General features: G+C 60.8%; 8 protein-coding genes and 2 pseudogenes. 6 read left to right on the top strand and 4 right to left on the bottom strand.

From position 1 onward, the window contains the following. The first annotated feature begins 57 nt into the window (after positions 1-57). Positions 58-1,200, top strand: coding sequence for a non-hydrolyzing UDP-N-acetylglucosamine 2-epimerase (gene wecB / locus ABH924_RS05465; protein WP_404497536.1), 1,143 nt, complete (start codon positions 58-60; stop codon positions 1,198-1,200). A gap of 222 nt (positions 1,201-1,422) precedes the next feature. Here the strand turns inward: wecB and ABH924_RS05460 are convergent, their stop codons facing one another. Then, a complete protein-coding gene (locus tag ABH924_RS05460) occupies positions 1,423-1,599 on the bottom strand; it encodes a hypothetical protein (RefSeq protein WP_404497534.1) in 177 nt (58 codons plus the stop codon). Between the two features lie 177 nt (positions 1,600-1,776). Between ABH924_RS05460 and istA the strand changes: the two are divergent. Beyond that, positions 1,777-3,451: pseudogene (gene istA / locus ABH924_RS05455) on the top strand (IS21 family transposase). Continuing rightward, a pseudogene (locus ABH924_RS05450) lies at positions 3,448-4,020 on the top strand (ATP-binding protein); the annotation flags it as partial. The pseudogenes istA and ABH924_RS05450, both read left to right, overlap by 4 nt. A gap of 346 nt (positions 4,021-4,366) precedes the next feature. Here ABH924_RS05450 and ABH924_RS05445 read toward each other — a convergent pair. Together ABH924_RS05445 and ABH924_RS05440 are read right to left on the bottom strand one after the other, a co-directional pair. Continuing rightward, a complete protein-coding gene (locus tag ABH924_RS05445; RefSeq protein ID WP_404497675.1) occupies positions 4,367-5,866 on the bottom strand; it encodes a polysaccharide biosynthesis tyrosine autokinase in 1,500 nt (499 codons plus the stop codon). Between the two features lie 810 nt (positions 5,867-6,676). After that, entirely contained in the window at positions 6,677-7,141 is a 465-nt protein-coding gene (locus tag ABH924_RS05440; RefSeq protein ID WP_234748882.1) for an Lrp/AsnC family transcriptional regulator, read from the bottom strand. A 171-nt stretch (positions 7,142-7,312) separates the two neighbouring features. Here ABH924_RS05440 and ABH924_RS05435 point away from each other — a divergent pair, with 171 nt between their 5' ends. From ABH924_RS05435 to ABH924_RS05425, 3 genes are read left to right on the top strand one after another with little or no spacing between them, the layout of a single operon-like run. Beyond that, positions 7,313-8,545, top strand: coding sequence for a thiamine pyrophosphate-dependent dehydrogenase E1 component subunit alpha (locus ABH924_RS05435; protein WP_404497532.1), 1,233 nt, complete (start codon positions 7,313-7,315; stop codon positions 8,543-8,545). Beyond that, positions 8,542-9,669, top strand: a complete 1,128-nt coding sequence (locus tag ABH924_RS05430; RefSeq protein ID WP_404497530.1) for an alpha-ketoacid dehydrogenase subunit beta — start codon at positions 8,542-8,544, stop codon at positions 9,667-9,669. The genes ABH924_RS05435 and ABH924_RS05430 overlap by 4 nt, the downstream gene beginning before the upstream one ends. Positions 9,670-9,671: 2 nt before the next feature. Continuing rightward, positions 9,672-11,102 (top strand): dihydrolipoamide acetyltransferase family protein, encoded by a 1,431-nt coding sequence (locus ABH924_RS05425; protein ID WP_404497528.1) that lies wholly within the window; start codon positions 9,672-9,674, stop codon positions 11,100-11,102. A gap of 20 nt (positions 11,103-11,122) precedes the next feature. Here ABH924_RS05425 and ABH924_RS05420 read toward each other — a convergent pair whose 3' ends face one another. Continuing rightward, positions 11,123-11,728, bottom strand: a complete 606-nt coding sequence (locus tag ABH924_RS05420; RefSeq protein WP_404497526.1) for a YdcF family protein — start codon at positions 11,726-11,728, stop codon at positions 11,123-11,125. Positions 11,729-11,733: the final 5 nt, after the last annotated feature.

Here is an 11,733-nt window from a genome sequence, read left to right as displayed (position 1 = left end):
CCAGTTCTATTTATAGGATTAGATAATCACGGCGCGGGAGCGCCTCGAGGAGACCCAATGCCAATCATTATGCCGATCTATGGCACGAGGCCCGAAGCAATAAAGATGGCCCCGATTATTAATTCGTTGAATATGTCGCCAGACATGGATTGCTTCGTCACGGTAACAGGTCAGCACAGAGACATGCTGGATCAAGTCAATGTGCTGTTTGATATAGTCCCTGATGCAGATTTGGACATCATTCAGCAAAGGCAAAGCCTGAACTCCATTCTAACCAGGACCGTTGACGGCCTTGATCAGCTCTTCTCCCGTACTCGCCCGGACGCAGTTGTTGTTCAAGGAGATACGACAACTTCGACGGCGGGAGCTATCTCGGCCTTCTATCACGGTATACCAGTCGTGCATGTAGAAGCCGGACTAAGGAGCGGTGATCTGTTCTCCCCATTTCCTGAGGAAGCCAATCGCAAGTTAACTTCGCAAGTCGCCAGTCTACACCTAGCTCCCACAAGCGTCAGTAAAGCGAATCTTCTAAGGGAGAACATTGATCATCGCGACGTTGTAGTTACGGGTAACACCGTCATCGATGCACTTTTCGCCACGGCGAAGAAGACTATTGAGTTCTCTGATTCTCGATTGGAGAGTCTGTCTTCCAATGCAAGGAGGATCGTGCTGGTAACCACCCACCGGAGAGAGAACCAGGGGGAAACCATGCACGGAATCGGCCGAGCGTTGGCGCGCATTGCCGACGCCGAGCCTGGGGTGACTATCGTTCTGCCGGTCCACAAGAATCCTGCTGTTCGTGAAGCGGTTCTACCTTACCTGTCGGACAGGCCAAACATCATTGTCACTGAGCCCCTTGCGTACGGCGAGTTCACGAGGATGCTGTCCTTAGCTCATGTTGTCCTTACAGACTCCGGTGGAGTCCAAGAGGAAGCTCCTAGCTTTGGAAAGCCTGTGCTGGTGATGAGGGACAATACCGAGCGTCCTGAGGCGGTAGCGGCCGGAACCGTCCGGTTGATTGGCACGGATGAAAGCAGAATCTATAAAGAAGTTACCGACCTGCTTCGTAACGAAGAGTCTTATTTGTCGATGGCTAATGCGGTGAATCCATATGGTGATGGCAGGGCTGCCGAGCGTTCCGTGGCCGCAATAGGGGCACTTCTCGGCATCGGGGAACGCATGGATGAGTTCCTTCTGTAGCCTCGATCACGATAGGCGTGTAGGGGTCAACGCGAACAATGTTTGTGTTGACGGCTCTTCGCGGATGAGCGCGGTGGCGCATCTTGAGGCCGCGGCACGGAGATCGTGTTTGCGGGCTCTCCGTGGTTCGTGGTGAAACGGATTCCGTGTCTTGAAAGCTGAAGGGCTCATAGCCCTGCTGTGATGGATGTTCTCTACGCATTCATCACGAGTCAGGAACTATTAGCCTTGATCGAGCCTACTTGCCCGCGCGCCGATGCTGCCCGGGTCCTTGTCAATCTGCCTGACTACCGCGTCACCGATACCGAGGTCCTCGCGTTCGGACAGCGATGGGTCCGCGGCGAAGCCACCGCGGAGGCCGGCTGTCCGTCCTGTGGCGTCATCGGCGCCCGGGTGCATTCACCACGGCCCCGACGTGGCTCTTCACAGTTCGTTGAATGTGGCAGTTTGATTCAGGGACCCGTGTGACGGCTTGAACCAGGACCACCCACGACTCGCCGGTTGCTTATGACGGTTTGAGTCAGCACCACCCCCAATGTTGCTTTCATCTGATGAAAGCGGCAATTGGAGGTCCGGATGAGGGTGCGCATGGAGCTGTTTGCCAAGATCCGCAGAGACGCCCGCGTTGAGGGCGTATCAATCCGTGGGCTGGCAAAGCGGTACCAGATCGGCAGAGACACAGTCCGGCAGGCATTGTCGGATCCTGTTCCCCGGGCGCGGAAAACGCCCGAGAGGCCACCGCCCCCGGCTGGATACATTCAAGTATGCGATTGATGCCATGCTGACCGAATGACACGACGGCGCCGAGGAAGCAGCGCCACACTGCCCGCAGGATTCTGGCCCGGCTCATGCAGGAACACGGGGCCCACGAGTTGTCGCATTCAACCGTCCGTGACTACGTGCGGGTCCGCCGGGCGCAGATCGATGTCGAGGCCGGCCGCCGGGTGGAGGTCTTCGTTCCGCAGGAGCGCGCGCCTCGTGCGGAGGCGGAGGTGGATTTCAGTGAAGTCTGGGTGGTCCTGAACGGGGTGAAGACGAAATGCCATATGTTCGTCTTCCGACTGTCACTCCGGCAAGGCCGTCCACCGACCTGTCGGACGCAGGCCCAGGAGGCGTTTCTGGAGGGCCACATCGAGGCGTTCAACGAGGTCGGTGGCGTGCCGGTCAGGCACATCCGCTGTGACAACCTCACCAGTGCCGTCACCCCCGTGGTCTTCGGGCAGGGTCGGTAGCGCCAGGAGAACAACCGGTGGCTGCTGTTCCGCTCGCACCACGGCTTCGATGCCTTCTACTGCCTGCCCGGCATCGCCGGAGCCCACGAGAAGGGCCGCGTGGAAGGCGAAGTGGGCTGGTTCCGCCGCAACCGTCTCTCCCCAATGCCTGTCGCTGAATGTCTGGATGAGCTCAACGACCGGATCCGGGAATGGGAAGCCCGAGACAACCGCCGGCGGATCAGTGACTGGATCCGCACGATCGGCCAGGACTTCGCGCCGCGCAGCCGTTCCTGGCACCGCTGCCCGTGGAGGTCTTCGACCCGGGTCTGGTGCTGACGCCGCGGGTGGACCGGTCTTCGATGATCACCGTGCGGATCGTGAAGTATTCCGTCCCGGCGCGGTTCGTCGGTCGGAAGGCCCGGGTGTCCTTGCGGGCATCCGAGGTCGTGGTGTTCGAGGGCCGCACCGTGGTCGCCAGGCATCAACGGATCGTTGCCAAGAACGGACAGTCCGTGCAGCTGGACCACTACCTCGAGGTACTGAAGACCAAACCCGGCGCGTTGCCCGGTTCCACCGCGCTGGCCCGGGCACGGGAGTCCGGTGCGTTCACTACCGCGCATGAGACGTTCTGGGCTGCGTCCCGCCGGGTCAAAGGCGACGTGGACGGGACCCGTGAACTGATCGACGTGCTCCTGCTCCACCGCTCCATGGACCCCGGCGACATCCAGGCGGGGATCGCCGCTGCCTTGGGGGTGGGCGCTGTCAGCGCCGACGTCGTCGCGGTCGAAGTCCGCAGACACATCTCCGCCATCCCTGGGGGTGGGTCCAGTTCGGACCGCGATCCCGGTGCTCATGTTGAAAGGAATGTGCAACGGGTTGTCGGTCTTACCCAGCGCCGTCTCATGGACCCGGCCGCGGTCATCGCCGGGCTCCCACCGGACACCCGGCCACTGCCATCGGTCAGCGCCCATGCCGAGCTGCTGGCCAAACGCGCCGAACACCCCGCAGGAATCGCGTCGAATGAGAACATCTCATGAGCCCCAGCGTCCCTGGAACAAGCATCACTCCGGCTCTGCGCCGGCGGCTCGGCCTGACCGAACAAGCCGCCGTCGCTGCCGCGGACCAGGTCTGCCGCCGGCTCCGGCTGCCCACCGTCCGGGCGGTGCTCGATGAAGCACTCGCCGTCGCCGGCAAGGAACAACTGTCCTACCTGGGGTTGCTGGCCGAACTGCGGCTGGCCGAGTGCGATGACCGGGACCGGCGCTCTTCCATTTGCAGGGTCAAAGCGGCAGGATTCCCGGGTGACAATGGCTCGGGGATTTCGATTTCGACGCGAATCCGAACATCAACGCCGCCACCGTCCACACCCTCGCCACCGGAGACTGGATCCCCAAAGGAGCACCTCTCTGCCTCATCGGCGATTCCGGGACCGGTAAATCCCACGTGCTCATCGGGCTCGGCACCGCGGCGACCGAGAAGGGCTACAGGGTCAAATACACCCGCCACGCGGCTCGTGAACGAACTCGTCGAAGCCGCCGACGAGAAAGTCCTCGCCAAGACCATCGCCCGCTACGGCCGGGTGGACCTGCTCTGTATCGATGAACTCTTGTCTTAAGAGTCTGTGCCTGAAGCAGTACCTGCAATGGAGGCGAGGGCTTGGTCAAGGTCCGCCACTGGATGGATTCGGTGCTCGCTCAGCCAGGTCAGGACTGGCACCGGGTAGAAGTTCAAGATCCATCCACTAATGCCCAAATAGGCTCCGGCGACCCTGGAAACCGCACGAAGCTCTGCGGACAGACCTGTGACGGCGCAGATCACCAGTCTGTCGTTCAGGCGGGAAGCAACGGGATCTCGTTGGTGGTCCGCACTAGGGGCCGATCGCGACTTAAACGGTCCTAGTCTGGTTCGTCTGTGAAGGAACCTGTTTACTTTCAACGGCGCTACAGTAATGGTTACGAATTGTCGACTGTTTTTCCGGAGAAAACCGTAGGCGTCCGAGAACCTGGCACGTAGGCTATTTCATCAAATGGCGTTGGATTGCCGCCCACTACAGCAGAAGACTTCGCCGGCTTTGTCTTCTTAGCGCGCACCCGAGTTTTTGTGGAGGCAGCCTTGGGTAGGTCTTCTTTGCCGTAGTAACTGTAGGAATAGGCATCAGGACCCTTTGAAGGTAGGCGGTTGAGGACGACGCCCAGCACTTTTGACTCCACGAGCTCGAGGGCCTTCATGGCCTTCTCCAAGTCCTGTCGCTTTAGTTTCTGCGTGCCCACTACGACCACCACGCCACCAACATGCTGCGAGAGCACGGCTGCGTCGGTGACCGGGAGCAGCGGGGGAGCATCTATCACGACCGTATCGAAAGCTTGTTCAAGGCGTTCAATGAGGTTTTTCATTTCTTGGGAACCGAGTAACTCACTCGGGTTGGGGGGAATCTGGCCCGAGGTTAGGACGTAGAACGGGTCTTCACCCCAAGGTTGCAGCAGGTCGTTTATGTCTGCGGAGCCAATAAGTGCAGTGGTGAGACCCGCGTTGCGATCGAGGCCCAGATAATCGTCGACCATCGGACGGCGAAGGTCGGCGTCGACCAGACACACTGTTTGACCAGCCTGTGCCAGCGCGATGGCCAGATTTGTGGCTGTTGTGCTCTTGCCTTCGCCCGGCAAGGACGAAGTCACCAACACGCTCCTGGCTTTGCCGGATACATTTGCAAACTGTAGATTTGTCCGAAGTTGGCGGAACGACTCTGCACGGGGGCTTTGAGGGGCGACCTGAGTTAGAAGAGGGCTTTTCGACGCGTCTTGGTCGAAGGTAATTCCGCCAAGTAGCGGATGGTTGGTGACAAGTCGGAGATCCGCTTCTCCACGGATTCGGCTATCCAGCCTGGTCCGCAGCACTGCCCCGGACACCCCAAGCGCCAGCCCGATTACGAGACCCAGCAGCAAGCTCAGCCGACTGTTTGGCGCAGACGGGGCCGTCGGTGCGGCAGCCGGCTTTATTATGGACAGGCTGACGGGCGACGTTCCACCGGTCTTTGGTCGCTCCAACTTGTCAACGACCTTTATCAGGCTGTCGGCGACAGCTTGAGCTATCGCCGAAGCTTGTGCCGGAGATTGGTCGGATACAGCGATGTTGATAAGCACGGTGTTCAGATCGGTGCTCGCTTTGACCTGGACGGCTAACTCTTCTGCGGTCACGGGCAAGCCAAGTGTGTCGATGACTGGCTGGAGGACTGCTGGCGAGCCTACGGTTTTGACGTAAGACTGCACGCGTGCTTGACCGAAGGAGTTGCCCTGCTGAAGTTCTTGAACTGAACCCGAATTTTGTATAGCCACGAAAAGTTGTGTCTCGGCCGTATAGGTTGGTGTAGTGAGAGCCGCAATGCCACCACCGACCAGGAGGCCGCTCAGGGTCGCCGCGATAATCAAAACCCAATTGCGGCGAAGCGCTCGCATGTAATCGCTGAAGTCCAAACCGGGATCCCCCTGTTGATCGCCATTTGCAGGCAAGTGCCATGCATCCGGAATAGCAGTTCAAGTGTGTTTAGCGATATTCTACCTGCGTTCCTGGCCAGCAAATCCACGTTCGGCTGCACGGTTCTTTCGAGGCCTGCTCAGAACGGGTTGTGAGACCACCCTTGTTGTGCTAACGGTCCGCAAGGGCCGCAATTTCGCACATGTAAGCGACGCTTGGAGTAGGAGGCTCGGTGGATCAGTGAAATCCTGTGCGTGGCACCCTCCCAGGTTTGTTTTTCCGCGGAAGATTGAGTCTCAGGGGCTTGCCAAGCTAGCTCCCTGCCGCGGCTGTTGAGCGCAGGGCCTGAACCTAGAGAACCACGGTCCCGAGGGATCCCGTACTTCCGTCGTGTCTAGCGACGCAGAGGTAAGCCTGTGCACTCCGATCTAGGCAGCTCTCTAACTTGACTTGACGTATTGCCGATACTTGTTGGAGAAGACAAGCTCAGTTTGGTCGAGATGGAGAACATATTGCCCGACTATATCGATATTAATCCTTACCGAAAAAAGGAGATTGGCAGGATCCTCAAAGCAATGGGGCTCATTCTCCTGGCGTGCGCGACAGGTGCTGTGGTCTACCTTGCGTTGAGAGGGTAGGTTTCGATCACTCTAGTGGGGCGCCTGGGCGTCACATCTATGCCGGCGGAGCCTGGGTTTTCTGACCTCGCAGCAGAGCCGGGAAGGTTGAGAGAGCGGTTTTGTTGGCCTTCAAATGAGTTGGTCCCGGCATGAAGTCATCACGCGCTAGCCTCAACGCGTATCCAGATCCTCAAACACCAGAAACGTCTGCGTATCCTGCACCCCCGGCATCGACTGCAGCTGGTCGAAAATGACCCTCCGCAGGTGAATGTTGTCGGTGGCGCGGACCAACAGAATGACGTCGAAATCGCCGCCCACCAGCGCAATATGCTGCACCTCCGGAATGAGCCGAAGCTCTTCACGTAGCTCACGCCAGGAATGCTGTTGCACCTTGAGCGTGACGTAGGCGGATGACTTCAAGCCGGCCTTGATGGGGTCCACCAGCGCAGTGAACTTGGTGAGCACTCCCTCGCCCGTCAGTCGGGAAATTCTTGAGTACGCGTGTGCCCGGCTGATGTGGACATTCTCTGCCACCTGGGTGACAGACATCCTTCCGTCGCGCGTCAGCTCGGCAATGATGTCCCTGTCCACTTGGTCAAGAGGAACCTCTGCCTGATCCGCTTCGACCTCGGCCATTGCATCTCCAATTCGTCCACAGTGTGGGTCCGTTATCCAGCTCACATTTGCAATCTGTCTTCCAGGCTAATGGTTTCTAGCAAGCTTTTCCATGATTCTGGCCAGAGCTGGATACGAAACTTCTCGAGGGAACATACTGGTGACAAATAGTGGATACAGAAGGACGGACCAATGACGATCTCCGCGGACCATGAGGCCCAGGGTCTGGCTGACGCTCGGCCGGACGACACAGAGGCAAACGACCAAGCTTCCGAAGTGCGGCGCAAGTTCGGCATCAGCGTCGAGGACTACATGCTGCCCGCCCGCCACCAGATCCAGATGGTGGATCCCTCTGGCGTGCTCAAGCCTGAAGCCGAGCAGGGCACGGAGCCCGGCCACGAATATCCGATCCCCGGCGACGCCGAACTCATGGCGGCTTACGAACAACTCGTCGTCGGGCGCCGCGTCAATGACCAGAACTCCGCCCTGGTCCGGCAGGGCCGCATGGCTGTTTACCCGTCCAGCCACGGCCAGGAGGCGTGCCAGGTGGCCGCGGCTCTGTGCCTCAGCGAAGGCGACTGGCTGTTCCCCACCTACCGTGACGCCGTAGCGGTTATGTCCCGGGGAGTCGACCCGGTGGAGACCATGACCATCTTCCGCGGTGACTGGCACAGCGGCTACGACCCCACCAAGCACAAGGTGGGTATCCAGTGCACGCCGCTGACCACCCAGCTGCTGCACGCCGTCGGAGTTGCCCATGCCGCCAAACTGCGCGGCGAGGACACCGTGGTGTTGGCAATGTGCGGCGACGGTGCCACCAGCGAAGGGGACTTCCACGAAGCCCTGAACTTCGCAGCGGTCTTCCACCTGCCTGTCATCTTCTTCGTACAGAACAACAAGTACGCGATTTCGGTGCCTCTGAGCCAACAGTCCGTGGCACCGTCGCTGGCGCACAAGGCCGTTGGCTACGGCATGGCCGGTGAGCGCGTTGACGGCAATGACCTGGTCGCGTTGCTCGCAGTGCTGGACCGCGCCGTCAAATTGGCCCGCGAAGGCTCGGGGCCGCTCCTGATCGAGGCCCACACGTACCGCATGCAGGCCCACACCAACGCCGACGACGCCACCCGCTACCGCGAGGACAGCGAAGTGGCCGAGTGGACCGCCAAGGACCCCATCAGCCGCATGACGGCGTACCTCACCGATCGTGGACTCCTCGACAACGACGGTTCCACCCGGATCGCAGCAAAGGCCGAAGCCATTGCGTCGCAGCTTCGCGAAGGCCTGGGTGAGGACGTCCCGGTAGATCCGCAGAATCTCTTCCGTTACGTCTTCTCCACACCCACTCCGCAACTGAAGGAGCAGTCCGCCCTGCTCGCCGACGAACTCGCCCGTGAGGCATCCAGCCAGAAGGAGGCAGGCAAATGAGCCCCGCCGTCACGACATCCTCTGAGGCCACCGAGCACGCCGCAACCGGTGACGTCAGCTCCGCCACCGCCAGTGCGGCAGCCAGTGCAGCAGCAGTCGCTGAAGCTTCCGGTCCGCAGACCATCACCATGGCCAAGGCGCTCAACACCGCGATGGCGGACGCCATGGAGGCCGATTCTTCCGTTCTGGTATTCGGTGAAGACGTTGGCCGCTTGGGTGGCGTCTTCCGGATCACCGATGGCCTCATGGCCACCTTCGGAGAGCAACGATGCTTCGATACCCCGCTTGCTGAATCCGGCATCGTGGGCATGGCCGTGGGTATGGCCATGAACGGAATGCGTCCCGTGATTGAGATGCAGTTCGACGCCTTCGCCTACCCGGCCTTCGAACAGATCGTCAGCCACGTCGCCAAGATGCACAACCGAACCAAGGGCGCCGTCAAACTCCCCATGGTCATCCGTGTCCCGTATGCCGGCGGGATCGGCGGCGTAGAGCACCACTGCGACTCGTCCGAGTCCTACTACGCCCACACCGCCGGCCTGAAGGTCTTCACGCCGGCGACCGTAGCGGACGGCTACCGCATGCTCCGTGAAGCCATCGATTCCGACGATCCAGTCATGTTCATGGAACCCAAGAAGCTCTATTGGTCAAAGGACCAGGTGGACCTGGGCGCCCTGCGCGCCGAACACGCCACGAACGCTGCGACAGGATCCAACAGCGAGGGGCGCGCCGCCGTCGCGCGTCCCGGCACTGATGCAACCCTCATCGCCTACGGCCCCTCGGTCCCGACCGCGCTTGCCGCCGCGGCTGCGGCCGCTGAAGAGGGCCGAAGCCTTGAAGTGATTGATGTCCGCTCGATCGTGCCGTTCGATGACGAAACTGTCTGCGCTTCCGTGCGCAAGACCGGCCGAGCGGTTGTTATCGCTGAGGCTCACGGATTCGCCTCCGTGTCCTCCGAAATCGTGGCCCGGGTGCAGGAGCGCTGCTTCCACTACCTGGCTGCGCCGATCCGCCGCGTGACCGGCTTCGACGTCCCGTACCCGGCTCCGAAGCTGGAGCACTACTACTTGCCAAGCGTCGACCGCATCCTCGATGCCGTTGACGACCTTCAATGGGAGAACTGACCATGAGCGCAGAAATGCAGGTGTTCCTGCTTCCGGACTTGGGCGAGGGCCTCACCGAGGCTGAACTCGTCAACTGGCTTGTTGCCGTCGGCGACGAGATCCGCGTGGACCAGCCGATCGCCGAGGTTGAAACCGCCAAGTCCATGGTGGAGGTGCCCTCGCCCTACGCTGGCATCGTCGCCGTGCTCCACGGCGAGGCCGGCCAGACACTTGACGTCGGGAAGCCGCTGATCTCGGTGGCTCCAGTTGGTGCTTCGCTTGCTGCTGAGCCTGAGCCTGTGGAAGAAGAGGTCTCCGAGGCAGCTGCGGTCGCCGCAGCTGCCGAGACCTATCGGACCGAGGAGAAGGCCGGATCCGGGAACGTGCTCATTGGCTACGGCACCTCCGGGGGTGGCGAGGCTCGCCGCACCCGGCCGCGGAAGGTGTCTGCTGGTTCTGCCGTTGCTGTGACCTCGGAGCCCGACTTTGCCGAACTCTCCTTGTCCCGTACGCGGATTCCAGGGAAGCTCTCTGCCGTAATTTCACCCTTGGTGCGGAAGATGGCCCGGGACCATGGCGTCTCGTTGGATGCCGTGCCTGGCTCGGGGGAGAGCGGGCTCATCCTGCGTCGCGACATTGAGGCCGCCATCGGAGGGGCCACGCGCGAGACCGCCCCCGTTGAGGTGCCCGCCGTTGTCCAGCCTTCCAGCGGAGTCCAGGATGCCCGAACCGGCTTGACCGTGGCTTCGCGCACTCCGGTTCGCGGGATACGGAAGGCTGTTGCGGCCAACATGACCCGCAGCCGTTCCGAGATCCCAGAGGCAACTGTCTGGGTGGACGTTGACGCCACCGCGCTCCTTGAGATGCGTGGAGAACTCAAAAAGCGCGATCCGCACGGCGCTCCCGGCCTGCTCGCGTTCATCGCTCGTTTTGTCACAGCTGGGCTAAAAAAATTCCCCGAGCTGAACACCCGGATCGTCACAGCAGAGGACGCAGCGGGCGGTGAGATGCAAGAGATCATCGCTTTCGACGGCATCAATCTCGGCTTCGCCGCACAGACGGACCGCGGACTCGTGGTTCCCTCTGTCCGCAACGCCCACCTGTTGAGCGCCCGCGAACTCGATGCTGAAATCCGCCGGCTAACCGCCGTTGCGCGTGACGGCAAGGCAACACCGACAGAGTTGGCCAGCGGCAGCTTCACTCTGAACAACTACGGAGTGTTCGGCGTGGACGGTTCCGCCGCGATCATCAACTACCCCGAGGTAGCGATGCTTGGCGTAGGTCGCATCATCGACAAGCCTTGGGTGGTGGACGGCCAGCTGGCTGTCCGCAAGGTCACCGAGCTGACGTTGGCTTTCGATCACCGGGTTTGTGACGGCGAAACGGCTGCCGGGTTCCTGAGGTACGTTGCGGATGCGATCGAGAGCCCGGGGACGGTGCTGGCGGATTTGTGAGTGCGAGCTAAACCGGCTTTTCAGCAGTCCGGGTGGATCGCAACCTTGACGAAAGCGGCGGTTTGGTAGAGGTACTGGTACGCCCAAGAGGAGGTGGGTCTGCTCAGGGAGACCAGCGGCAAGCTCCTGTGCTGGGCGACCATGTGCAAGTCTCCTCCGTAACAGCGGCTGATGATCACCCGGGCCCTGGTCACATGGAATTGGGCCGTAAGGACGTTTGCGCTCTTCCAACCATATTGCTCCGAAAGGTTCTTCAGAGCCCGGGCTTCGCCCTGTGTGGTGAACGGGTCGGGGTTGAAGCAGATGATCCGGTAAGGGCGCTGGGCGGTACATATGCTCGCTTCGAATTTTCCGTCTTTGCCTATTGGGCTTGACACCGCCACCGTCGGTGAATACCCCTGCTGCATCAGCTGTTCTGCGTAGCCGATCCGTTGGTCAGGCGGCCCGAGCACGAACAGCACATCCGCGTGTTGCGGCTCGTCAGCGGGCGGGGCCACGTACAGAAAGATGCCAGCAATGGCCCAGAAGATCGCCAAGGCTGCAATGACAGCGAACGACCGAAGGAACAGACGCTTCTTTCGGGTAGGCGGTGTGGCCTGAGTTTCGTGATCGCGGAGAAGGGTCATACCGT

Source organism: Arthrobacter sp. GAS37, assembly GCF_044908325.1.
Classification (GTDB): domain Bacteria; phylum Actinomycetota; class Actinomycetes; order Actinomycetales; family Micrococcaceae; genus Arthrobacter; species Arthrobacter ramosus.
The sequence above is the reverse complement of the archived record's forward strand: the minus strand, read 5'-3'. Positions and strand labels throughout refer to the sequence as shown.

What these genes read in the sequence shown, in the direction of transcription:
- wecB (WP_404497536.1), top strand. Translation starts at nt 58, where the DNA reads ATGCCAATCATTATGCCGATCTATGGCACGAGGCCCGAAGCAATAAAG.
- ABH924_RS05460 (WP_404497534.1), bottom strand. Translation starts at nt 1,599, where the DNA reads ATGCACCCGGGCGCCGATGACGCCACAGGACGGACAGCCGGCCTCCGC.
- ABH924_RS05445 (WP_404497675.1), bottom strand. Translation starts at nt 5,866, where the DNA reads ATGCGAGCGCTTCGCCGCAATTGGGTTTTGATTATCGCGGCGACCCTG.
- ABH924_RS05440 (WP_234748882.1), bottom strand. Translation starts at nt 7,141, where the DNA reads ATGGCCGAGGTCGAAGCGGATCAGGCAGAGGTTCCTCTTGACCAAGTG.
- ABH924_RS05435 (WP_404497532.1), top strand. Translation starts at nt 7,313, where the DNA reads ATGACGATCTCCGCGGACCATGAGGCCCAGGGTCTGGCTGACGCTCGG.
- ABH924_RS05430 (WP_404497530.1), top strand. Translation starts at nt 8,542, where the DNA reads ATGAGCCCCGCCGTCACGACATCCTCTGAGGCCACCGAGCACGCCGCA.
- ABH924_RS05425 (WP_404497528.1), top strand. Translation starts at nt 9,672, where the DNA reads ATGAGCGCAGAAATGCAGGTGTTCCTGCTTCCGGACTTGGGCGAGGGC.
- ABH924_RS05420 (WP_404497526.1), bottom strand. Translation starts at nt 11,728, where the DNA reads ATGACCCTTCTCCGCGATCACGAAACTCAGGCCACACCGCCTACCCGA.